The organism is Noviherbaspirillum aridicola (assembly GCF_019656455.1).
GTDB classification, from domain to species: domain Bacteria; phylum Pseudomonadota; class Gammaproteobacteria; order Burkholderiales; family Burkholderiaceae_D; genus Noviherbaspirillum; species Noviherbaspirillum aridicola.
In genome coordinates this window covers 135,659-159,088 of record NZ_BPMK01000011.1, presented here as the reverse complement: position 1 = coordinate 159,088, position 23,430 = coordinate 135,659, and the positions used below count along the sequence as shown (strand labels likewise).

Below are 23,430 nucleotides of genomic sequence, written 5' to 3'. Positions count from 1 at the left end.
CGGCGACGGCATCCCCGTACCCCCCAAGCCCCGGAATAGCACCGTAAATCCTCCTCTAAAGTCGGATTTGGGAATGCCGATAAAAAGTTATAGTGCAACTTTATCGGGAGAGTGACGTGGCCACATCGACATCAGGCGTCAGCTCAGGACTGGACGTCAACAGCATCGTGTCGCAGCTCATGGCGATCGAGCAGCGCCCCCTTGCCAAGCTGGCCCAGAAGGAAGCGAGCTATCAGGCGAAGGTGTCGGCATTCGGCAGCGTCAGCAGCGCATTGTCGACCTTCCAGGACGCTTTGGGCAAGCTCGCGGACCCGGCGAAATACCAGGGTATGTCCGCGAGCGTCGGCGACGCCACCATCCTCACCGCGAGCGCGGGCACGAAGGCCGCGGCCGGAAGCTACAACATCAATGTCACCCAGCTGCCGCAGGCACAGACGCTCAAGTCCGCCGGCATGGGCAGCAGCACCGCCAAGATCGGCACCGGCGCGGAAACCACCATCACCTTCCAGTTCGGCAGCTACGACACCACGGCGGCCAGCGACGGCGTGTACCCCGACGGCACAAAGTTTACGCAGAGCGCCACGCGTACCACGGGCACCATCAAGATCGACGGCACCAACAACTCGCTGCAGGGCATTCGCGACGCAATCAACAAGGCCGGGCTCGGCGTCACCGCCACCATCATTTCCGACGGCAGCGCGACCCCGAACCGCCTGGTGCTTACCTCGGACAAAACCGGGGCGGCATCGAACATGAAAATCGCCGTCAGCGGGGATACGGCGCTGCAAGACTTGCTCGCGTTCGATCCGACCACGGCCGGGGGCCAGAAGATGACGCAGGCGGCGGCGGGTCAGAATGCCCTGCTGACCGTCAACGGCATCAGCATCAGCAGCGAGACCAAGAGCGTGTCCGACGCGATCCAGGGCGTGACGCTCAACGTGCTCAAGGCCGGCAGCACGACGTTCAGCGTCAGCAAGGACAGCGCGCAGGTGACGAACACGGTGACGTCCTTCGTCAAGGCCTACAATGACCTGCAATCCACGCTCAAACAGCTGACCTCCTACAACACAGAGACCAAGGCTGCCGGCATCCTGCTAGGCGACCCGACCATCCGTTCCCTACAGACCAGCATGCGCCAGATGCTCGGTGCAAGCAATGACAATGCTGGATCCCTGAAGACCCTTTCCGCGGCCGGCATATCCTTTCAGAAGGACGGCACGCTCGCACTCGACAACTCGAAATTGCAGAAGGCAGTCAGCGGTAGTCCCGAAGACCTGGCGGCGCTGTTTTCGACCGTGGGACGGGCCAGCGACAGTCTTATCAGCGTGACCGGCTCCAAGGCTTCGACCAAGGCCGGCAAGTACGACGTGTCGATTTCCAATCTTCCAAAGCAGGGTTATCAGACCGGCGACGCCGCACTGAGCGGACCGGTCACGATTGCCGCCGGCACGACGCTCAACGTGGCACTCGACGGCGTCAGCGCGAAGGTGGGGCTCACCGCAGGCAGTTATGCGCCGCAGGAGCTGGTCGCCATGATGCAGGCAGCGATCAACGGCACCTCGGCGTTCTCCAGCGCCGGGAACTCGGTTGCAGTGTCGCTTGACGAAGGCGGTCGCCTGAAAGTCACCTCCAATCGTTATGGACCGGCCTCCAAGGTCGCAATAACTGACGACGCCGGCACCGGCATCGCGACGCTTTTCGGAGCTGTCATTACCAAGGCGGAAGGCGAAGACGTCGCCGGCTCCATCGGTGGCATGCCGGCCGCCGGCAATGGCCAGGTCCTGACTGGCGCCACGAATACCGCCGTCGATGGGCTGAAAATACAGGTCAACGGCGGCACGACCGGTCCGCGCGGCAGCATCGACTTTTCGACCGGCATCGCCGGACAGCTCAGCAAGACCATCGAGAGCTACCTCGGTAGTTCGGGCATGCTCAAGAACCGCACCGACGGCCTCAACCGCACGATCAAGGATATCGACAAGAGCCGCACCGCACTCAATACGCGGCTGGCGGAAACGGAAAAACGTCTGCGCGCCGAGTACGTGGCGCTCGACAGCCTGCTTACCAGCATGGCCGCAACCAGCAACTACCTGACGCAGCAGCTGGCAAGCCTGTCTGCACTCAAATAAGAGGACGAGAATGTTCGGTTCGAACAGGATGGGCGCAAGCGCCTATGCAAATGTGGGTGTTGAGACCGGCGTCGCCGCCGCCAGCCCGCACAAACTGGTCGTGATGCTTTTCGACGGCGCCATGGTGGCGATCGCTTCGGCGATCCAGCACATGCAGGCCGGGAATATCCCCGCGAAGGGACAAGCCATTTCCAAGGCGATTACCATCATCGACAGCGGCCTGCGCGCCAGCCTCGACAAGAAGGTCGGCGGCGAGATCGCGCTCAACCTGGACGCGCTGTACGAGTACATGAGCGACCGCCTCGTGATCGCCAATATCAAGAATCAGCCGCAAATACTGGAAGAAGTGCATCAGTTACTGAAAGGCCTGAAGGACGCCTGGGAATCGATCAATCCCGAAGCCGCGCGCCCGGTGCAAGCCGTTGCGCCCGCTGCCGCCGATCCCCTCGCCCCTCAGCCCAACCGCCTCGTGAAAGCCTGACCATGGACAACCAGGAAATCATCTCCCTCTACGAGTCCGTCGCCGACATCACCGACAAGATGCTGGCCGCGGCCAGGACCGGCGACTGGGAACAGCTCGCGGCGCTCGAATCCAAGTGCTCCAGCCAGGTCGAGATCATCAAGCGCAACGACTCGCCGCGCGAGCCGCTGACGCCGACCGCGCGCGAGCACAAGACCCGGATCATCAAGAAGATCCTGGAGGACGACCGCCAGATCCGCAATATCACCGAGCCGTGGATGGCGCGCCTGTCCAAGCTGATGAACAGCGCCGGCGTCGAGCGCAAGCTCGCGCAGGCCTACGGCGCGAACCAGTCCGGCTGAGTCATGCTGCCGCGGGCCGACCTCAATACCGCCCGCCCCCCGTCCTCGGTCGAAGCCTCGACCCGGTCGGTGTCCTCCACCGACGCCCGGCTCGAGGTCTTTCGGCGGTTCGACCAGATCGCGATCGGCCGCGAGCTGCAGGCGACGGTCGACAACATGCTCGACGACGGCAGCTACCTGGTGCGCATCGCGGACGGCAATGCGCGCATGGCGCTGCCGGTCGGGACCAGGGTCGGCGACCAGCTGTCGCTGATCTTCATCGCGCGCGAACCGCGGCCCACCTTTCTTCTCAATCAGTCCGGCGGCAGCGCGCCGGCCACGCTGTCCGCGACCGCCCGCCTGATCGATCATGCCCTGCATGCCGCCGCCGACGCCGACGGCGTGACCGGCAGCACGCCGCTGCTTCCCTCTTCCGCCCAGGCCGACCCGGGCCGCATCGCGGATGCGCTCAGGGACCAGCTGGCGCGCAGCGGGCTGTTCTATGAATCGCACCTCCAGGAATGGATGAATGGACGCCGCACCGCCGAACAGCTGGCGCAGGAGCCGCAGGCCGGCTTCGGGCGCGCGGCGCCGCAGGCGGACGGCGAACTGGCGCAGCTGGCGGGCAATCTGCGCGAGCTGGGCGAGGGGGTGAACAAGCTGCTCGACCTGATGCGCGACGCGCGCGTGCCGGCCGCCAATCCGCAACTGCTCGATGCCGATGTGATTGCGCGCAGCGGCGCGGCGATGCCCGCCATCGATCCCGAGGCCGCACGCCTGATCGGACTCCAGCTCAACGCGCTCGAACAGCAGCAGCTGCGGTGGCGCGGCGAACTCTGGCCGGGACAGGAGCTGGAATGGGATGTCAGCCGCGAGCAGCGCGGCGACGACGGCCAGGCGCCCGAGCAGGAAGTCTGGAACAGCGCGGTGCGCTTCGAGCTGCCGCACCTGGGCACGGTGTCGGCGACGATCCGGCTGTCCGGCAACCATGTGCAGCTGCAGGTGAATACCGCCAGCGAGGACAGCGCGACGCTGCTGCGCGGGCATGCGGCTTCGCTGGCCGATGCATTGCAGGCCGCTGGCGCCTCGCTCGACGGCCTGCTGGTGAAGCGCGATGAATCGGCCTGACCGCCTGCAGAACGCTGTCGCCCTCGCGTATCAGACGGGCGACGCGGCGCCCAAGGTGGTGGCCAAGGGGCGCGGCATGATCGCGGAACAGATCATCGCCCGCGCGCGCGAGCACGGCGTGTTCGTGCACGAGTCGAAGGAGCTGGTGGCGCTGCTGATGCAGGTCGAGCTGGACCGCCATATTCCGCCGGAACTCTATCGCGTAGTGGCGGAATTGCTCGCATGGCTATACCATATCGACGCGCTGAAAAATAAGGGACCCCAGAAACTGTCCCTGAGCGATTCATAGAAGAAGAGACAATGTCATTCAACACCAAGTTCGGCACGGAAGACGTCAGTCCGTACCAGGTCCATTCCCGCCGCGAGATCATCGGCCTGCTCAGGGCCATGCATGAACGCAACCAGCTGGTCAGCATGCAGGCGGGCGGCGGCGCCGACGCCGTAGTGACCTCCGTGCTCGACGTCGACGAGGATGCCGGCCTGGTGGTGATCGACCGGGCGCCGGGCAGGACGGTCAACCAGCGCATCATCGACAGCGACAATGTGTCCTTCGAAACCGTGCTCGACAATATCCGCATTATGTTCTTCGCCGAAAAAGTCGGCGAATGCCTGTATGACGGTTCGCCGGCGCTGTATATCGCGATCCCGGGCAGCCTGGTCCGCCTGCAGCGGCGCGAGCATTACCGGGTGCCTACCCCGGTGGCCAACCCGGTGCGCTGCACCATCACCATCCCACCGGACGACCACGGGCTTGGCGGCGCGACGGTGGTCGTCACGCTCAAGGACATCAGCGGCGGCGGCATCGGGGTGATCGACGAAAAGAAGCTGCTCGACAATACCGTCGGCCGCAACTACAAGGACTGCCGCATCGACCTGCCCGGCGCCGGGCCGGTGGTCTGCACGCTGCAGGTGCGCAATTCCGCCGACCTGCAGCTTTCCGCAAGCCGGTCCATCCGCAAGCTCGGCTGCATGTTCGTCGACCTGCCCAATGCGACGATGGCGACCATCCAGCGCTATATCACCAAGCTCGAGCGCGAGCGCAATGCCAAGGCGACCGGCCTGAGCTGACATCCCGGCCCGCGCTTCGGGCACAATTGACCCAGGTCAATGTTTCTTTATGTCACGGGCTGTTATAAACAGGGCGACGGCTTCGCCGACGCTTTGTTTCATTGCCCGCCGCAGGCAGGCACAGCCACGAGAACCATGACCCGCGCTCCCCTGTCCCGCCACACGCCTTCCGCATCCTGTCCTGCAGCACGGGAAGCGGGCCGATGAAGCTTCCCGAGCCGGAGGATTTTTTCGGGGCTCCCCTGCCCCTGCATGCCGTTCCGCCAGCGCTGCTCGACGACGCGCACGACGGGTTCTGGCAGGTCGACGCGAACTACACCACGACGTACGCGAACACTGCCCTGGCGGCGATGCTCGGCTACGACGATCCCGCGATGCTGGTCGGCCTGCCCGCGGACCGTTTCATCCTGGCCGAGGACGGCGAATCCCACCGCGCCGAGCAGGCACGCCGCATCGCGGGCTTGCCCGGACACTACGAGCGGCGGCTGCGAAGCAGCGACGGCACGGTGATACGCTGCCGCGTCCATGCGATGCCGCACCTTGACCAGGACGGCCGCTTCGCCGGCGCCAGCGCCTTCGTCCGGCCGAGCATCGACAGCGGCGAGACCGCCCGCGCCCGGCTCGCCAGGTTCTATGAACTCTGCCCGCTGGGCATCGCGCTGTGGGATGAAAACGGCCGCCTGATCGAACACAACGCCGCCTTCGCCCGCATCCTCGGGCATGACGACGCCTCGCTGACCGGACTCGGTTATCACGAGCTGACCGGCGGCCGCTACCGCGCGGCGCACCCGCGGCTCATCGCCGAACTTGAGCAGCATCGCCGCCTCGGCCCCTATGAAAAGGAATATCTGCACCGGGCGGGCCACTGGGTGCCGGTACGGGTGACCGCGATGGCGGTGCGTGAACCGGACCGGCCGCCCTGCGTATGGTCCACCGTGGAAGACATCACCGAGAGCCGCAACGCGGCGCTCCGGCTGCGCGAGAGCGAGGCGCGCTACCGCTCCGTGGTCGACAGCATCAAGGAAGTCATCTTCCAGACCGACGAGCACGGACTGTGGACCTTCCTCAATCCGGCCTGGACCGACATCACCGGCTATCCGGTGGAGGACACGCTGGGCACGCATTTCCTCGACTATCTCGACCCCGCGGAAAAACAGCGCTGGCTCGACATGTTCCGTCCGCTGCTCGACCGCAGCCAGGATCATTGCCGCCATGAGCTGCGCTGCCTGCATCGCGACGGCGGCACCCGGTGGCTGGAGCTGATCGCGCGGCTGACGGTGGACAGCGAAGGCAGGCGGGGCATTTCCGGCACTCTGGTCGATGTCAGCCGGCGCAAGGAGGCCGAGGAAAAGGTAAGGCTGGCGGTAAGCGTGTTCACGCATGCGCGCGAAGCGATCATGATCACCGCCACCGACGGCACCATCCTCAACGTCAACGATGCCTTCCTGCGCATCACCGGCTACGAGCGGCACGAAGTGGAAGGACGCAATCCGCGCATCCTTCAGTCCGGGCGCCACGGCAAGGAATTCTATGCCGCCCTGTGGCAGCAGCTGTCCAGCCAGGGCTACTGGGAAGGCGAGGTCTGGAACCGCCGCAAGAACGGCGAGGTGTATCCCGAGCTGCTGACCATCAGCGCGGTGCGCGACGCCGGTGGCGCGACGCTCAACTATGTCTCGCTGTTTTCCGACATCAGCGCGCAGAAATCGCATGAACAGCAGCTGGAGCAGATTGCCCATTACGACGCCCTCACCGGCCTGCCCAACCGCCTGCTGCTGGCCGACCGCGTGAGCCAGGCGCTGGCGCGCGCGCGCCGCCACGGCACGCGGGTGGCGATCGCCTGCCTCGACCTCGACGGCTTCAAGCAGGTCAACGACCGCTACGGCCATGCGGTCGGCGATCACCTGCTGGTGGCGCTGGCCGGCCGCATGCAGCAGGTCATCCGCGAGTGCGACACGGTCGCCCGGTTAGGCGGAGACGAGTTCGTCGCGGTCTTCAACGACCTTCCCGGCAATGCCGACTATCAGACACAGGTCACGCGCCTGCTGGCGGCGGTCGCCGAACCGGTGCAGCTCGGCGCCCGCGCCATCCATATCAATGCCTCCGCCGGCGTCACCCTCTTCCCGCAGGCGGAGGAAGTCGACGCCGACCAGCTGCTGCGCCAGGCCGACCAGGCGATGTACCAGGCCAAGCTGGCCGGACGCAACCGCTACAGCGTGTTCGACACCGCGCTCGACCGCAGCGTCAAGGGCCGCAATGAACTGCTGGAGCAGGTTCGCCTGGGATTGCGCCGCGGCGAGTTCGAGCTGTACTACCAGCCCGTGGTGCACCTCCGCAGCGGCGCGGTGCCCTTTGCCGAGGCCCTGCTGCGCTGGCGTCATCCCGCGCGCGGCCTGCTGGGTCCGATGGAATTCCTGCCGCAGATCGAGGACCATCCGCTCATCGTGGAGATCGGCGACTGGACGCTCGACACCGCGCTGGCCCAGATGGATGCCTGGCGCGCCGGGGGCGTGCGGATCGGCGTGAGCGTCAATGTCGGCGCGCGCCAGCTGGCGCAGCCCGAATTCGTGCGGCGGCTGCAGGCCAGGCTGGCCGCGTATCCGGCGCTCATGCCGGGACAGCTGAAGCTGGAGGTGCTGGAAACCAGCGCGCTGGACGACATCGGGCATGTGACGACCGTGATCGCTGCCTGCAGGGAGATCGGCGTGCCGTTCGCGCTCGACGACTTCGGCACCGGATATTCCTCGCTGCTTTACCTGAAGCGCCTGCCCGCGCAACAGATCAAGATCGACCAGGGCTTCGTGCGCGACATGCTCGACGATCCGGAAGACCTGGCCATCCTGGAAGGCATTCTGGGTCTCGCCTCCGCCTTCCGGCGCGATACGGTGGCCGAAGGCGTGGAGACGCTGGAGCATGCGGAACTGCTGCTGCGCCTCGGCTGCGTCCACGCCCAGGGCTACGGCATCGCGCGCCCGATGCCGGCCGCGGCGCTGCCGGGCTGGCTGCGCGGCTGGCATCCGCCGCCGCACTGGGCGGCTTGCCCCACGCTGCAGCGCGACGACCTGCCGCTGCTGTATGCGAGCGTCGAGCACCGCGCCTGGATGCGCGCGCTGGAAGCACGGCTGGCCGGCGCGGCCGACAGCGGGCCGGAACTCGACCATCACAAGTGCCGCTTCGGCATCTGGCTGCACGGCGAGGCCGCCCAGCGCTTCGGGAGCCGGCCTGCGTTCCCGCCGCTGCTCGCCACGCATGAAGCCATTCACCGGATGGCGGCGGATCTGCTTGCCGATCCGTCGGCGCCCACCGCCCTGCCGCCTTCCCTGCTCGACCTGCACCGCGAACTGCTGCGCCATCTCGAGGCATTGCAGGCCGCGGCCGGCAAGGGGGACGCGGCATGATGGCCGCCACCCGGCTCGGCACCGGCCTGTACTCCGCCTATCTCGCTTACGGGCGCCTGCGCATCGGCCTGCAGCTCGCGCTCGGGCTCCTGCTGGTGCTGCCGCCGATGTGGGGCCTGCTCGGATTTGAAATCATGCGCCTGCGGGCGGCGGCGGAGCAGGAAACGAAATCCGAGGTGGGCAACCTTGTCCACGCATTTGCCGAGGAAGTGGGCGCCACCGTCGGCACCATCGACCTGTCGCTCGTCGGCCTGCGCGACCGCCTGCAGCAGCAGCGCGCCGATCTCGGCGGCATCATCCGCCGGCTGCAGCAGCATATCGGCGAGACCGTCCTGTTCCAGGTGGCGATCACCGACGCACGCGGGCGTCTGGTCTACTCGAGCGTCGACACGAGCGCCGTCGGCATGGATTTGAGCGACCGCGAACACATCCGCGTGCACATGGAACGACAGGGCGACCGCCTTTTCATCAGCAAGCCGATACTCGGCCGCGTCAGCGGCCAGTGGTCGATCCAGTTCACCCGTCCGCTGTACCGGCAAGACGGGACCTTCGACGGCGTGATCGTCGCCTCCGTGGCGCCAGCCTACTTTGTACGCTTCCTCGACAAGATCAACCTGGGAGAGGATGCGACGGTGGCGCTGGTGCGCCAGGGCGGCGACATCCTCGCGCGCAATCCCGCCGGCCCGGACGGCAAGGGCATCGGCGGACGCATGGACGCCGGCCTTTTCCTGCGCCCCGAGGGACCGGCGGCAGGCCTGTATCGCCGCGTATCGGAAGTCGACGGCATCGAGCGCATCTATGCCTGGCGTGACCTGCCCCGCTACCAGCTCACGGTACTGACCGGACGCTCCGTGGAATCGGTGCGGGCGCGCTATGCCGCGCAGCAGCGCGCCTTCCTGCTGGCCGGACTGGGCGCGTCGCTGCTCGTGGCCGGCGCCGGCTATCTGCTGCTGCTGGCGGCGCGCCACCGCGCGCGGGCCGTCGATGCACTGGCCGAGAGCGAGGCGCGCTGGAAGTTTGCGCTCGAGGGCTCCGGCGACGGCGTCTGGGACTGGAACCTGGCGCGCGGCAGCGTGACCATCAGCGAGCGCACCCGCCAGATCCTGCAGCTCGAGCAGAACGAAGTGCCCGGCACGATGGAAGCCCTGCAGGATCTCGTCTATCCGGACGACCTGAATGCGGTGCGCAGCGCCTTGCAGAAGCATCTGGTCGGAGAAACGCCGACCTATCTGATGGAACACCGGGTGCGCTCGCTCGGCGGCAAGCCGCCGGTATGGATTCTCTCGCGCGGCATGCTCGTCAAGCGCAGCCGCAGCGGCAAGCCGCTGCGCATGGTCGGGACCTTCAGCGATATCACCGATCGCAAGCGACGCGAGGCGCAGATCGAGCATATGGCGCGGCACGATCCGCTCACCGGCCTGCCGAACCGGGCGCTCCTGAACGACCGCCTGCAGCAGGCGCTGCTGCGCGCGCGGCGGGAGAACACGCCGCTGGCGCTGATCTACTTCGATCTCGACAAGTTCAAGCCGGTCAACGACACCTGGGGCCATGCCACCGGCGACCGGCTGCTCGAAGCGGTGGCCGAACGCGTGCGCGGCTGCCTGCGGGGGTCGGACACGGTGGCGCGCGTGGGCGGCGACGAGTTCGTGGTCCTGCTGCCGGCCATCGGCGCGGAGGATGACGCGCAGGCGATCGGCGAAAACATTCTCGCCGCGCTCAACCGTCCTTTCGAGCTGGACGGCCATGTGCTGAATATCTCGGCCAGCATCGGTATCGCCACCTATCCGGGCGACGCCACCGACCAGGCGAGCCTGATGCGCTGCGCCGACCGGGCGATGTATCAGGCCAAGGATGCGGGACGGGGCCGGGTGCAGATGCACCTCGGCAGAGAGACGGAAGCGGTGCGCCCCCGGTAGGAAAGGAAGCGGATCGCACGCACGGGCCGGCGCGGCGGCGCGAGGCCCGGGCGGCGCGCTATACCTGCATGTTCATGATGTCGTGATACGCGCTCACGAGCTTGTTGCGGACCTGCACCGTGGCCTGGAAGGCGATGCTCGCCTTTTGCGAATTGATCATCACATCCGACAGGCTCACGCTGTCGTCGCCGGCGACGAAGCGCCTGGCAAGCGCATCCGCGCCGCGTTGGGCGTTGCTGACCTGGTCGAGCGAGGCCTTGAGCGCCGCCGCGAAATCCACCTTCGGCGCCGGCGCGTCGTCCTGCTGCGGCGCCTTCACGCCATTCTCCGGCCGCGTCGCCGCCGCCTTGAGCTGCGCGATCATCGACTCGATCCTGCTGGTATCGATTCCACCTGTTTTCATGACTGCCTCATGCTTTCGGCCCGTCGCAAAACGGACCCCATTCCAAGTGCTGCAAAGTTAACACCGCGCGCGGCATGTTTTTTGCCTGATTAGGCGCGGGAATCGCCTTCTATTCGCGGATTTGATTTGCCGCCGCGGGGTGACAATGCGAGCCTAGGAAAAAGCCCGGAACATCGATTCCCATGCAAGAGAAAATCGTCAACCTGACCAACGGCCGCGCGCCGGGAGCACTGCGATGACGCCAGCAGGCGAAGGCGCCGTTACCGTTCCGGCCACGCCGCCCTCCGGCCTCATCGGCTTCGCGCAGACGCCGGGCGGCAAGAACTTCTTCCTCATGCTCGGCGTGGCGGCCGTGCTCGCGGTGATGGCCGGCGTGTGGCTCTGGAGCCAGACGCCGGACTACCGCGTCCTGTTCTCCAATTTCTCCGACCGCGACGGCGGCGCCATCGTGGCCGCGCTGCAGCAGCAGAACGTTCCCTACAAGTTCGCCGAGGGCGGCACCGCGATCCTGGTCCCGGCCGACAAGGTGCATGACGCCCGCCTGAAGCTGGCCGCGCAGGGCCTGCCCAAGGCCAGCGGCGTCGGCTTCGAGCTGATGGAAAACCAGAAGCTCGGCATTTCCCAGTTCCTCGAACAGGTCAACTTCCAGCGCGCGCTGGAAGGCGAGCTGGCGCGTTCCATCCAGTCGGTGGCCGCGGTGCAGGCGGCGCGCGTGCACCTTGCGATGCCCAAGGCCTCGGTGTTCGTGCGCGACCAGCAGAAGCCGACCGCCTCGGTGCTGCTCAATCTGCATCCCGGCCGCACGCTCGACCCGCAGCAGGTCAGCGCCATCGTTCACCTGGTCGCCAGCAGCGTGCCCGAGCTCTCGACCAAGAACGTGACCGTGGTCGACCAGAACGGCACGCTGCTGTCGGAAAACGGCAAGCAGGCCGGAATGAACGGCCTCGATCCCACCCAGCTCAAGTATGTGCAGGAGCTGCAGCAGAACATCGTCAGGCGCATCGAATCCATCCTCACGCCCATCGTCGGCGCCGCCAACGTGCGCGCCGAGGCGACGGCCGACGTCGACTTTTCCCACAGCGAGCAGGCGGCGGAGGTCTACACCCCGAACGGGCAGCCGACCAATTCCGCCATCCGCAGCCAGCAGACGAGCGAGAACGTCGGCGGCGGCGCGGGCGTGGGCGGCATCCCCGGCGCGCTGACCAACCAGCCGCAGCCGAACGCGACCGCGCCCGTGAATGCCCCGGCCAATGCCGCGCCCGGGGCGACCGCGCCCGGCGCCGCGCCGGCCCAGGCGACCGGATCGCCGCCGTCGAGCGTACAGCGCGAATCGACCGTGAATTACGAAGTCGACAAGACGGTGCGCTATGTCCAGCAGCCGATGGGCGGCATCAAGCGGCTGTCGGTGGCGGTGGTGGTCAACTACCGCAAGGAAGTCGGCAAGGACGGCAAGGTGACGATGAAGCCGCTGTCCGAGGCCGAGAAGGCGCAGATCGCCGACCTCGTGCGCGAAGCCATGGGCTACAACAAGGATCGCGGCGACACGCTCAACGTGGTCAACAGCCCCTTCGCCGGGCTGGAGAAGGAAGTGCTGCCGGAGATTCCGTTCTGGCAGCGCCCGGAAATGATCGACCTCGCACTGGTCGCCGCCAAGTGGCTGGTCGCCGCCGCCGTGCTGGCCTATCTGTTCTTCGGCGTGCTGCGGCCGCTGACGCGCCGCATCATCGCGCCCTACCTGCCGCCTCCGCCGGCGGAGGAAAAGAAGGAAGAGGAAGAAGGCGAGGAGCAGGAAGACGCGGTGGTGCAGATCGCGAACCAGGCCGAGCAAGAGGATGAGACGCCGAAGCTGCCCGCTTACCTCAACAACCTGGAAGCGGCGCGCAAGCTGGCGCGCGACGACCCCAAGGTGGTCGCCAACATAGTCAAGTCATGGGTGGAAAATGAGTGAGGACGGCGTAGTCAAGGGCGCGATCCTGATGCTGGCGCTCGGCGAGGAAGAGGCCGCCGAGGTGATGAAGTACCTCGGCCCGCGCGAAGTGCAGAAGCTCGGCGCGGCGATGTCGAAGATGAAGGGCGTGCCCAATGAACAGCTGGAAGCGGTGCTGAGCGACTTCCGCACCGAGGCCGAGAAGAGCAGCGCGCTCGGCCTGGACTCGGACGAATACATCCGCTCGGTGCTGACCAAGGCGCTCGGCGAGGACAAGGCCTCCACCCTGCTCAACCGCATCCTCGGCACGCGCGACGCCAGCGGCATCGAAAGCCTGAAGTGGATGGACGCGCAGTCGGTGGCCGACCTGATCCGCAACGAACATCCGCAGATCATCGCCACCATCCTGGTGCACCTCGAGCGCTATCAGGCCAGCGAGGTCCTGACCTACTTCACCGACCGCCTGCGCAACGACGTGGTGCTGCGCATCGCCACGCTCGACGGCGTGCAGCCGGCCGCGCTGCGCGAGCTCAACGAAGTGCTGACCAAGCTGTTGACCGGCAACGAGAACCTGAAGAAGAAGCCGATCGGCGGCGTGCGGACCGCGGCCGAGATCCTGAACTTCCTCAGCGGCGACAGCGAAGCGTCGGTGATGGAAAACCTGAAGAACTACGACACCGACCTCGCCCAGAAAATCATGGACGAGATGTTCGTGTTCGACAACATCATCGACATCGACGACCGCGGCATCCAGGTCCTGCTGCGCGAAGTCCAGTCCGAGACCCTGATCGTCGCGCTCAAGGGCGCCAGCCCGGAGCTGCGCGACAAGATCTTCAAGAACATGTCGCAGCGCGCCGCCGAAATGATGCGCGAAGACCTGGAGTCGAAGGGACCGGTCCGCCTGTCCGAGGTCGAGGCGCAGCAGAAGGAAATCCTGCAGATCGTGCGCCGCCTGGCCGACGAGGGCCAGATCATCCTCGGCGCCAAGGGCGACGACGCCTTCATCTGACACGGCGACACTGACCACGTATGAGCTCTCCCGTCATCCCCAAGGAACACCTGTCCGCCTACCAGCGCTGGGAAATGGCCTCGTTTGGCGACGAACGCCCCTCGTCCAAGCATGCCGCGGCCGACGCGCAGCTGCTCGCCGCCCGCGCGGCCGCCGAGGAAGCCGCACCTATGCAGGAGCAGGCCCGGCAGCAGGGCTACGAACAGGGCTTTGAGCAAGGCCACGCGGCCGGCCTGGAAGCCGGCCTGCGGGAAGGCCGCGAAGCCGGCCGCGCCGAAGGCCTCGCCGCCGCCGCGCAGGAGGCGGAGCGCCTGCGCGCGCTGGCCGGCGGCTTCAGCGGCGCGCTCGCGGCGGCGGACGAGACGGTCGCGGCCGACATGCTCAACCTCGCACTGGACCTGGCCAAGGCCATGCTGAAAACCGCGCTGAAGGTCCGGCCGGAACTCGTGCTGCCCGTCGTCACCGAAGCCATACGCTACCTGCCCAGCGTGCAGCAGCCCGCCCTGCTGGTGCTCAATCCGCAGGACGCCGAGATCGTCCGCTCGCACATCGGCGACGAGCTCGAGCGCGGCGGCTGGCGGCTGGCGGAGGACCCGCAGATCGACGCCGGCGGCTGCCGCATCGATACCGGGAGCAACCAGATCGACGCCACCACCCCGGTGCGCTGGCAGCGTATCGCCGAGGCGCTCGGCGACAACACGGACTGGCTGGAATGAACGAAGCCGCGGCATCCCACGCCGCCCGCTGGCAGGCCTTTCTGGCCGACTGCGGCGCGCTGGCGACGATCCCGGAACCGATGCTGGTTTCCGGACGCGTGACGAGGGTCGCCGGCCTCGTGATGGAAGCGGTCGGCCTGCGCCTCGCCGTCGGCGCCGGCTGCACCATCGCGCTGCCGAGCGGATCGCGCATCGAAGCCGAAGTCGTGGGCTTTGAGAACGATCGCTTGTTCCTGATGCCGCAAAGCGATGTCGAGGGCGTGGTCCCCGGCGCACGCGTCTTCCCGATCGAAGTGGCCCCCACCCTGCCCCGTCCCGGCGCGGTCAGCCATCCGCGCCGCCGCCCGAGCGACCGCGGACGCCATCTGCCGGTGGGCGATGAACTGCTGGGCCGGGTGCTCGACGCCGCCGGCCGTCCGCTCGACGGCCTCGGCCCGCTCAACTCGGTGCACTCCGCCCCCTTGTCGGTGCGTGCCGCCAACCCGCTGGCGCGGGCGCCGATCACCGACAAGCTCGACGTCGGCGTGCGCGCGATCAACAGCATGCTGACGGTCGGCCGCGGCCAGCGCATGGGCCTGTTCGCCGGTTCCGGCGTCGGCAAGAGCGTGCTGCTGGGGATGATGGCGCGCTATACCGGCGCCGACGTGATCGTGGTCGGGCTGATCGGCGAACGGGGACGCGAAGTCAAGGAATTCATCGAGCAGATTCTCGGCACCGCCGGCCTCGCCCGTTCGGTGGTGGTCGCGGCGCCGGCCGACACGCCGCCGCTGATGCGGCTGCAGGGCGCGGCCTACACCCATACCATCGCCGAGTATTTTCGCGACCAGGGCAAGAGCGTGCTGCTGATCATGGATTCCCTCACCCGCTATGCGATGGCGCAGCGCGAGATCGCGCTCGCGATCGGCGAGCCGCCGGCCACCAAGGGCTATCCGCCGTCGGTGTTCGCCAAGCTGCCGGCGCTGGTCGAGCGGGCCGGCAACGGCAAGGAAGGCGGCGGCTCGATCACCGCCTTCTATACCGTGCTGACCGAGGGCGACGACCAGCAGGACCCGATCGCCGATTCCGCGCGCGCCATCCTCGACGGCCACATCGTCCTCAATCGCGCGCTGGCCGAAGCCGGTCACTACCCTGCCATCGATGTCGAGCAATCCATCAGCCGCGCGATGCACAACATCACCGACGCCGGGCATCAGAAGCAGATGCGGCGTCTCAAGCAGCTGTACAGCCGCTATCAGCGCAACCGCGACCTGATCAGCGTCGGCGCCTACAGCGCGGGGACCGATCCGGTGCTGGACGAGGCCATCGCGCTCATTCCCAGGATCGAGGCCTTCCTCCAGCAGGACATCGACGAGCGCTCCGGCATAGCGGAGAGCTTGGGGCAACTTGCCTCGCTATTCGGCGGATAGGCGGCAAGGACCGCTGCCTATAATGCAGCATGGCCAAGAACTCAGCCCTCGACATACTTATCGAACTGGCAAGCACGCAAAGCGACGAAGCCGCAAGGCGGCTCGGCGTCGCGGTCCGCGCATGCGAGGACAACGAACAGAAGCTGGCCATGCTGATGCAGTACCGCGACGACTACGAAGCGCGCTTCCGCGCGGGCGTCGCCAACGGCATCAGCATGGCGGGCTATCGCAATTTCCAGCAGTTCCTGGAAAAGCTGGACACGGCGATCGCCGGCCAGCAGAAAGCGGTCGACAACGCGCGCCAGCGCATCGAGAACGAGCGCGGACAATGGCAGTCCTGCGAGCGCAAGCGGCTGTCGTACGACACGCTCGCCACACGCGCGCAGGCGCTGGAACAGCGCAAGGAAAACAAGCGCGACCAGAAAATGATGGATGAATACGCCACACGCCTGGCGAACTACAAACGGTAGGCAGCGAACATGCAGACAACACAAGTAAACGGCCCGGCAAGCATGCTTTCCGGCCCCAGGCAGCCCGGCAAGCAGGTCGACAACGACGGCGGGCAAGGCTTCGACCAGGCGCTGTCGCGTGAAGTCGCCGGCCGCGGCGAGCAACGCTCGTCTTCGTCCAACGACAAGCCGGAGACGGCGCAGACGCCTTCGCCCGCGAGGCAGGCGGACGGCAGGACGGCGGAAAAAACCCGCGGCCCCGAAAAGTCCGCCAAGGCTGACAAGGCCGACAAGTCCGATGAGGACGGCGGCGCCGGATCCGCGGCCGCCGACAGCGCGAGCCAGTTTTCCGCCGAGATGCTGGCGCTCGTTGCGGCGATCAACAGCATCACCGGCCAGAACAGGCCCGACGCCGCCGCCGATGCCCGCGCGGATGCGCCGGCACTCGAACTCGGCACCGCCACCGGCAAGGCTGAAACGGATCTGTCTGCCGTCCTCGGCGCGAACGCCAGGGACACCGAAGCGGCCGCCGCCCCGGCTGACGGGACCGCCGGGACCGGCGAGCTTCTGCCCGGCATGGAGATCGCGGACGGAAAGTCCGGCAAGGCCGGCGAGGCCGCCTTCCTCGAAGCGATGCAGGAGTCCGCCAGCCGCATGGCGGCCGCCACGCCGGTCGCCCAGAACCCCGCGCTGCAGGCCATGCGCCATGCGCAGCCCGCCGCCGCGGACAGGCTGACACCGGCGGTCGGCACGCCGGCCTGGGACCAGGCGCTCGGACAGAAAGTGGTCTGGATGGTGGCCGGCGAACAGCAATCCGCATCCCTTACCCTCAATCCTCCCGATCTCGGGCCGTTACAGGTAGTGCTGAGCGTGTCGAATTCGCAAGCCAGCGCCACCTTCACCGCCGCCCAGCCGGAAGTCAGGCAAGCGCTTGAAGCGGCGCTGCCGAAACTGCGCGACATGCTCGGCGAAGCGGGCATCCAGCTGGGCCAGGCGAGCGTCAACAGCGGCGCGCCCAACCAGCAGGGCGGCACGGACCAGTCCGGCGCGCGCGGCAACGGCAACGGCGGCACCGGCCGTGGCGGCGGCACCGGCGGCGACAGCGGGCAGCGCGTGTCGACCGTGGTGCGCGCCGGCGGCGGCAACGGTCTGGTCGATACCTTCGCCTGACGCGCACGTCCGGCGAGGGCAAGCATGAAACAGGGGGTTCTTCGGCCTTCTGTTCAGCGCATTCCGTTGGCGCGCCCGGCAGGATAATCATAGGCATACGAGTCTGTCGGAAGACAGCGCACCAAGGATAGAAGATGGCAACCGCTCCCAAGGCATCCGCTAAAGTCGTACCGCTGGATGACGCAGCCAAGGCTGCGCCGAAATCCACCAAGAAGCTCATGATCATCGCCCTCGCGGCCGTCGTGCTCGCCGCCGGCGGCGGTGGCGCCGCCTGGTTCTTCATGAAAGGATCGGACCACGCCGAGGCCGAGGAGGCCAAGCCGGCCAAGGCCGCCAAGCAGCAGCCGGGCAAGCCGCCGGTCTTCGTCCCGATGGAACCGTTCACCGTCAACCTGCAGTCCGAGGGCATCGACCAGTATCTGCAGGTCACGGTCACCATGCAGGTCGCCGACGATACCCAGGTAGAGCTGATCAAGCAATACATGCCGCTGGTGCGCAGCCGCATCCTCATGCTGCTCGCATCGAAGAAGGCATCGGAACTCAATACCACCGAGGGCAAGGAAAAGCTGCAGGAAGAAATCGTCGAGGCCGTCAGCAAGCCGTTCACCAAGAAGGGCGACCCGCTCGACGTCTCCGCCGTGCTGTTCACCTCTTTCGTGATCCAGTAAGCCCATGGCCGACAATTTCCTGTCACAGGAAGAAGTCGATGCCCTGCTCAAGGGCGTCACCGGCGACCAGGACGATACCGCCGCGCCGGAAGATGCTTCCGGAATACGCCCGTACAACCTGGCGACGCAGGAACGCATCGTGCGCGGCCGCATGCCGACGCTCGAAATCATCAACGAGCGCTTCGCGCGCCTGTTGCGCATCGGCCTGTTCAACTTCCTGCACCGCAGCGCGGAAGTGTCGATCGGCCCGGTGCGGGTGCACAAGTACAGCGAGTTCATCCGCAACCTGGTGGTGCCGACCAACCTCAACCTGGTGCACATGAAGCCGCTGCGCGGTACCGCGCTGATGGTGTTCGACCCCAACCTGGTGTTCCTGCTGGTCGACAACCTGTTCGGCGGCGACGGACGTTTCCATACCCGGGTCGAAGGCCGCGACTTCACCCAGACCGAGCAGCGCATCATCCAGCGCATCCTCAACATCGTCTTCGAGACCTACGCCAAGTCGTGGGAGCCGGTGTATCCGGTCGAGTTCGAGTACGTGCGCTCGGAGATGAACACCCAGTTCGCCAACATCGCCACGCCGAACGAGGTGGTGGTCGCCACCACCTTCACCATCGAGCTCGGCCCCGTCAGCGGCGAGATGCATTTCTGCACGCCGTACTCGATGATCGAACCCATCCGCGACATCCTGACCTCGAGCCTGCAGGGCGAGACGCTGGAGATGGACAAGCGCTGGGTACGTCTGATGACGCAGCAGATCCAGACCGCCGAGGTGCAGATCGTGGCCGACTTCGGCCACGCCACGCTCACCCTCGGCGACATACTCAACATGAAGGCGGGCGACGTGATTCCGATCGCCGTGCCGGAAATGATCGCAGCCAAGGTCGACGGCGTGCCGGTGATGGAATGCCGCTACGGCAAGTTCAACGGCCAGTATGCGCTGCGCGTGGAAAAGCTTTTGACGCACACCGTCAATGAATTAACAGGAGAAGATCATGGCTGACGAAAACGGCAGCATCACCGAGGACGACTGGGGCGCGGCGATCGCCGAGCAGGCCCAGGCGGAAGCCGCCGCCGCTGCCAAGCAGGCCCCGGCCGACGTGTTCCAGGAGTTTTCCGGCGCCGGCATCAAGACCGGCACCCACAACGACATCGACTTCATTCTCGACATCCCGGTCCAGCTGACGGTCGAACTCGGCCGCACCAAGATCGCGATCAAGAACCTGCTGCAGCTGGCGCAGGGTTCGGTGGTCGAGCTTGACGGCCTGGCCGGCGAGCCGATGGATGTGCTGGTCAACGGCTGCCTCATCGCCCAGGGCGAGGTGGTGGTGGTGAACGACAAGTTCGGCATCCGCCTGACCGACATCATCACCCCCTCCGAACGCATCCGCAAGCTGAACAAATGAAGATGCGCGCACTACTGCCGGCCACCGTCATCGCATTCGCGGCCGCCGCGCCCGCGCTGGCGCAGACCGCCGGCACCGCGGCGCCCGCCGTTTCCGCGTCGGCGCCGTCCGCAGTCGGCGCCGGCGGTCTGCTGCAGGTGTTGCTCTGGCTGGCGGTCGTGCTGGCGCTGCTGGCCGGCACCGCCTGGCTGGCCAAGCGCACCGGCCTGGCGCGCGGCGCCGCGGGCAGCGTCGCCCGCGTCGTCGGCGGCGTCTCGGTCGGAAACCGCGAGCGGGTGCTGGTGGTGGAAGTCGGCGACCAGTGGATCGTGGTCGGCGTCGCCCCCGGCCGCGTCAGCGCCCTCTCCACCATGCCCCGGGGCGAGGCGCCGGCCTCCGCCGTGCCCGCCGCCTCGCAGCCGAACTTCCCGGCCTGGCTCAAACAAACGATGGACAGGCGCAATGCCCGCTGAGGCACGCGCCGCAGGATTTTCCGTGACACGATTCACCCGCACTTTCGCGCTCGCCGCCCTGCTCTGCCTGCCCGCATTCGCCTGGGCGCAGCAGGCCGGCCTGCCGGCCTTCACCAGCACTCCCGGACCGGGCGGCAGCCAGACCTACACCCTCAGCCTGCAGACCATGCTGCTGCTGACCGCGCTGTCGATGCTGCCGGCGGCGCTGCTGATGATGACCAGCTTCACCCGCATCATCATCGTGCTGTCGCTGCTGCGCCAGGCGCTCGGCACGCAGACCGCGCCGCCCAATCAGGTACTGGTCGGCCTGGCCCTGTTCCTGACGCTGTTCGTGATGGGACCGGTGCTCGACCGGGTCTACACCGAGGCCTACCAGCCGCTGTCTGAAAACAAGATCACCATGCAGCAGGCGCTCGAACGCGGCGCCGCGCCGCTGAAGACCTTCATGATCCGCCAGACCCGGGAATCCGATCTCGCGCTCTACGTCAAGCTGTCCGACAGCCCGCAGCTCAACGGCCCCGAGGACGTGCCGCTGCGCATACTGATCCCGGCCTTCATCACCAGCGAACTCAAGACCGCGTTCCAGATCAGCTTCGCGATCTTCATTCCGTTCCTGATCATCGACATGGTGGTAGCCAGCATCCTGATGTCGATGGGCATGATGATGATGTCGCCGGCGATCGTTTCACTGCCGTTCAAGCTGATGCTGTTCGTGCTGGTCGACGGCTGGCAGCTGCTGATCGGCTCGCTTGCGCAAAGCTTCTACTGAGGACCGCCGATGACACCCGAAAGCGTAATCACGATGGGCCGCCACGCAATGGAAGTCACGCTGATGGTCGCTGCGCCGATGCTGCTCGTGGCGCTGATCGTCGGCCTCATCGTCAGCATCTTCCAGGCCGCCACCCAGATCAACGAAACCACCCTCTCCTTCATTCCCAAGCTGGTCGCGATCTTCGTCACCATGATCATCGCCGGTCCGTGGATGCTGACCGTGATGCTGGATTACATGCGCCAGATGTTCACCGGGATTCCGGGGATGCTGGGCTAGGAAAGCCGGACCAGCAGTGCAAGCCGAGGAACACGAAGCGACGCCGCAGTATCAGCAGGCGTGCCGGGGCACCGACGAAAAACAAGAGAGCGCCGTCGCCGCGCAGTGCCACCGCCTCGAGCACCGCGACACAGGCACGGAAACCCGCGCTGGGCGGCATTAAGCCCGATCTGCAATGATCTCCTTCACCAACACAGAACTCTATGCCCTGGTCGCCGGCTTCCTCTGGCCGCTGACCCGTATCCTCGGCCTGATCGCCGCCGCGCCGCTGTTCGGCAACCTGTCGGTGCCGGTACGGGTCAAGCTCGGGCTGGGCATCATGCTCACGCTGGTCATCGCGCCCACCGTGCCGGCCCAGCCCGCCGCCGACCCGATGTCGCTCGCGGGCCTGCTGATCCTGATGCAGCAGCTCGTGATCGGCCTGGCGATGGGATTTGCCATGCGGCTGGTGATGGCGGCGGTCGAGATGGCGGGAGAAGCCGCCGGCCTCACGATGGGCTTCGGCTTCGCCACCTTCTTCGACCCCCAGACGCGCGCACGCACGTCGGCGCTGGCGCAGTTTCTCGCCCTGCTGGCGCTGATGATCTTCCTGGCGCTGGACGTGCACCTGATGATGCTGGAAACGCTCGCGCGCAGCTTCGTCAGCCTGCCGATCGCCGCGACGCCGATGGGCGCCGGCGGCTTCCGCCAGCTCGCGCTGTGGGGCGGCCTGATCTTCAGCGCCGGCGTGCAGCTCGCGCTGCCCGTCATCGCCGCCCTCCTGCTGACCAACATCGCGCTGGGCATCCTCACGCGCGCCGCGCCGCAGCTCAACCTGTTCGGCATCGGTTTTCCGGTCACGCTCGGCGCGGGCTTCATCGTGCTGATGCTGTCCCTGCCCTACCTGCGGGGGCCGATCGAACGGATGTTCGAGCAGGGGAATGGCTTCATCCGCCAGACGCTGGTCGTGCCCGCGCGTTGAACCGCGAACGACGGGAAACCGCGCCGGGGAACGCACGGTCTGAATAGGGAGGGCAGGCATCCCTGCGAGCGCCGAAAGCGGCGATCGCCATTCCCCGGCTCGCCCGGGGGGTGCGGGAAGCGCGGCCTGTGCGGCCGCCCGCCGCGCCGGATCAGGACATGTAATTGAAGAGGCTCAGGCCGGAGGTCTTGACGAAGGACTGCTGCGCCGCCTCCAGGATGATCTGCTGCTTGGACAGGTCGGAGATGGCCTTGGTGTAATCCAGGTCCTGGAGGGTCTGCAGGCTCTTCGCGTACAGCGTATCGCGCTCCTCGCCCTGCGTGTCGAGCGCATCCACTTCCTTGAGACGGGCGCCGACCCCGGCGCGCACCGTCAGCACATTGTCGAGCGCGTTGGCGAGGTTGTTGCCTGCCATATTGAGGCCGTTGGCCAGCCTGGCCTTGTCAGCATCGCTCGTCGCCGGCCTCTTGAGCAGTTCGATCAGGTCGGTCATCGTTTTAAAGAGGTCCTGCTTCGGGCTTGGCTCTAGTCGGAAGACATCGTCCGTGGCCGGCATGCCCGTGATGGTGAGTTCATAGGGCCCGACGCTGATCGACTGGCCGCTCACATAGTCGATTGGAGGGGAGGCAGGATCACCGTTGCGCTGGATGGTGTACTGCGTCGCACTGGTGAACGCGATCGTGTACGTATCGGTGGTCAAGCTGCCCTTGATCGCCGCATTGGAAATGATTCCAGTTCCTCTGTTGCCGGCTGCCGCGCTGGTCGTCAGCAGCCCGGTACCAGTACGCATGTCCTCGAATACCCGATTGCCGGCATCGTTAATTTCGAGGTTGCGCATCGGGCCGACCTGCAGCTGCCGCTGCCCCTGGTCGCCGTCGTAACGCGCGCCAGTCGGCGTCTTCACGAACGGCGGGTCATTGACCTTGTAACCGCCGAAGATGTAGTTGCCCTCTCCATCGCGAGAATTGGCCAGACCGAACAGGTCGGCAAGATGGCCTTCCAGCTCTGTCGCGATGAATCCGCGCTCCTGGTCGAGCAGGCTGCCGTTGCCGGCCGAGACCACCAGCGTCTGCGCGTTCTGGATCAGCGTGGTGACGCCCTGCAGCATGTGTTCCTCCAGTTCGAGCGCCGCCTTCGCATTGTTGCGGTTGACCGCGAACTGGTTGTTGATCGACTGTCCCTGGGTCAGTTCCAGCACCTGGGCAGCGCCGACCGGGTCGTCCGACGGCACGGTGATGCGCTTGCCGAGGGAAATCTGTTCCTGCATTTTGTTCAGGCGCGCCTGCAGATCGCTCAGGCGGCCCGAGCTGGTCGAAAATAGCGAGTTGGTGCTGATGCGTATGGTCATGTCATGTTCCCGTCTTGCTGGCGCTGCCCG

At 66.6% G+C, this 23,430-nt stretch carries 23 protein-coding genes; 21 read left to right on the top strand and 2 right to left on the bottom strand.

Translation table 11 applies throughout. The annotated features are described in order from the left end of the window. The first annotated feature begins 116 nt into the window (after positions 1-116). The 8 genes from fliD to NCCP691_RS13730 all read left to right on the top strand — a co-directional run bounded on the left by fliD (position 117) and on the right by NCCP691_RS13730 (position 10,437). On the top strand, positions 117-2,129 hold the full coding sequence (gene fliD, locus NCCP691_RS13765) for a flagellar filament capping protein FliD (RefSeq protein ID WP_220809112.1): 2,013 nt from the start codon (positions 117-119) through the stop codon (positions 2,127-2,129). Positions 2,130-2,139: 10 nt separating this feature from the next. Beyond that, entirely contained in the window at positions 2,140-2,610 is a 471-nt protein-coding gene (gene fliS, locus NCCP691_RS13760) for a flagellar export chaperone FliS (RefSeq protein ID WP_220809111.1), read from the top strand. Between the two features lie 2 nt (positions 2,611-2,612). Beyond that, positions 2,613-2,951, top strand: coding sequence for a flagellar protein FliT (locus NCCP691_RS13755; RefSeq protein ID WP_220809110.1), 339 nt, complete (start codon positions 2,613-2,615; stop codon positions 2,949-2,951). Positions 2,952-2,954: 3 nt separating this feature from the next. Beyond that, a complete protein-coding gene (gene fliK / locus NCCP691_RS13750) occupies positions 2,955-4,058 on the top strand; it encodes a flagellar hook-length control protein FliK (protein WP_220809109.1) in 1,104 nt (367 codons plus the stop codon). Next, on the top strand, positions 4,045-4,347 hold the full coding sequence (locus NCCP691_RS13745; RefSeq protein ID WP_220809108.1) for an EscU/YscU/HrcU family type III secretion system export apparatus switch protein: 303 nt from the start codon (positions 4,045-4,047) through the stop codon (positions 4,345-4,347). Before fliK ends, NCCP691_RS13745 begins: the two co-directional genes overlap by 14 nt. 11 nt (positions 4,348-4,358) lie before the next feature. Next, positions 4,359-5,126, top strand: coding sequence for a flagellar brake protein (locus tag NCCP691_RS13740; protein ID WP_220809107.1), 768 nt, complete (start codon positions 4,359-4,361; stop codon positions 5,124-5,126). Positions 5,127-5,329: 203 nt separating this feature from the next. Next, the gene (locus NCCP691_RS13735; protein WP_220809106.1) at positions 5,330-8,521 is read left to right on the top strand and encodes a PAS domain S-box protein; all 3,192 of its coding nucleotides are present in this window, start codon (positions 5,330-5,332) and stop codon (positions 8,519-8,521) included. Next, complete coding sequence (locus NCCP691_RS13730; protein WP_220809105.1) at positions 8,518-10,437, top strand: sensor domain-containing diguanylate cyclase; 1,920 nt, start codon at positions 8,518-8,520, stop codon at positions 10,435-10,437. The genes NCCP691_RS13735 and NCCP691_RS13730 overlap by 4 nt, the downstream gene beginning before the upstream one ends. A gap of 58 nt (positions 10,438-10,495) precedes the next feature. Here the strand turns inward: NCCP691_RS13730 and fliE are convergent, their stop codons facing one another. Further along, a complete protein-coding gene (gene fliE / locus NCCP691_RS13725; protein WP_220809104.1) occupies positions 10,496-10,840 on the bottom strand; it encodes a flagellar hook-basal body complex protein FliE in 345 nt (114 codons plus the stop codon). A 172-nt stretch (positions 10,841-11,012) separates the two neighbouring features. Between fliE and fliF the strand changes: the two genes are divergently transcribed. The 13 genes from fliF (at position 11,013) to fliR (ending at position 22,052) form a co-directional block, all read left to right on the top strand. Further along, positions 11,013-12,788, top strand: a complete 1,776-nt coding sequence (gene fliF, locus NCCP691_RS13720; protein ID WP_373870359.1) for a flagellar basal-body MS-ring/collar protein FliF — start codon at positions 11,013-11,015, stop codon at positions 12,786-12,788. Beyond that, on the top strand, positions 12,781-13,776 hold the full coding sequence (gene fliG, locus NCCP691_RS13715) for a flagellar motor switch protein FliG (protein WP_220809102.1): 996 nt from the start codon (positions 12,781-12,783) through the stop codon (positions 13,774-13,776). The genes fliF and fliG overlap by 8 nt, the downstream gene beginning before the upstream one ends. Positions 13,777-13,796: 20 nt before the next feature. Further along, the gene (gene fliH, locus NCCP691_RS13710) at positions 13,797-14,492 is read left to right on the top strand and encodes a flagellar assembly protein FliH (protein WP_220809101.1); all 696 of its coding nucleotides are present in this window, start codon (positions 13,797-13,799) and stop codon (positions 14,490-14,492) included. Then, complete coding sequence (gene fliI / locus NCCP691_RS13705) at positions 14,489-15,898, top strand: flagellar protein export ATPase FliI (protein WP_220809100.1); 1,410 nt, start codon at positions 14,489-14,491, stop codon at positions 15,896-15,898. The genes fliH and fliI overlap by 4 nt, the downstream gene beginning before the upstream one ends. A 29-nt stretch (positions 15,899-15,927) precedes the next feature. Next, positions 15,928-16,368: a flagellar export protein FliJ gene (fliJ, locus tag NCCP691_RS13700; protein ID WP_220809099.1), complete on the top strand. Its 441-nt coding sequence runs from the start codon at positions 15,928-15,930 to the stop codon at positions 16,366-16,368. A gap of 9 nt (positions 16,369-16,377) precedes the next feature. Beyond that, a complete protein-coding gene (locus NCCP691_RS13695; protein ID WP_220809098.1) occupies positions 16,378-17,517 on the top strand; it encodes a flagellar hook-length control protein FliK in 1,140 nt (379 codons plus the stop codon). Between the two features lie 134 nt (positions 17,518-17,651). Further along, positions 17,652-18,185 carry a flagellar basal body-associated protein FliL gene (fliL, locus tag NCCP691_RS13690; protein WP_220809097.1) on the top strand — a complete coding sequence of 178 codons (534 nt, stop codon included), beginning with the start codon at positions 17,652-17,654 and terminating at the stop codon, positions 18,183-18,185. A gap of 4 nt (positions 18,186-18,189) precedes the next feature. Continuing rightward, positions 18,190-19,188, top strand: a complete 999-nt coding sequence (fliM, locus tag NCCP691_RS13685; RefSeq protein ID WP_220809096.1) for a flagellar motor switch protein FliM — start codon at positions 18,190-18,192, stop codon at positions 19,186-19,188. After that, positions 19,181-19,591 carry a flagellar motor switch protein FliN gene (gene fliN, locus NCCP691_RS13680; protein ID WP_220809095.1) on the top strand — a complete coding sequence of 137 codons (411 nt, stop codon included), beginning with the start codon at positions 19,181-19,183 and terminating at the stop codon, positions 19,589-19,591. Before fliM ends, fliN begins: the two co-directional genes overlap by 8 nt. Positions 19,592-19,593: 2 nt before the next feature. Continuing rightward, positions 19,594-20,043: a flagellar biosynthetic protein FliO gene (gene fliO, locus NCCP691_RS13675; RefSeq protein WP_238482430.1), complete on the top strand. Its 450-nt coding sequence runs from the start codon at positions 19,594-19,596 to the stop codon at positions 20,041-20,043. Then, positions 20,033-20,812 (top strand): flagellar type III secretion system pore protein FliP, encoded by a 780-nt coding sequence (gene fliP, locus NCCP691_RS13670; protein ID WP_220809093.1) that lies wholly within the window; start codon positions 20,033-20,035, stop codon positions 20,810-20,812. Before fliO ends, fliP begins: the two co-directional genes overlap by 11 nt. Before the next feature lie 9 nt (positions 20,813-20,821). Beyond that, on the top strand, positions 20,822-21,091 hold the full coding sequence (gene fliQ / locus NCCP691_RS13665; RefSeq protein WP_220809092.1) for a flagellar biosynthesis protein FliQ: 270 nt from the start codon (positions 20,822-20,824) through the stop codon (positions 21,089-21,091). Positions 21,092-21,266: 175 nt separating this feature from the next. Next, positions 21,267-22,052, top strand: coding sequence for a flagellar biosynthetic protein FliR (gene fliR / locus NCCP691_RS13660; protein ID WP_220809091.1), 786 nt, complete (start codon positions 21,267-21,269; stop codon positions 22,050-22,052). Positions 22,053-22,203: 151 nt separating this feature from the next. Here the strand turns inward: fliR and flgL are convergent, their stop codons facing one another. After that, complete coding sequence (gene flgL, locus NCCP691_RS13655; RefSeq protein ID WP_220809090.1) at positions 22,204-23,400, bottom strand: flagellar hook-associated protein FlgL; 1,197 nt, start codon at positions 23,398-23,400, stop codon at positions 22,204-22,206. Between the last annotated feature and the right edge of the window lie 30 nt (positions 23,401-23,430).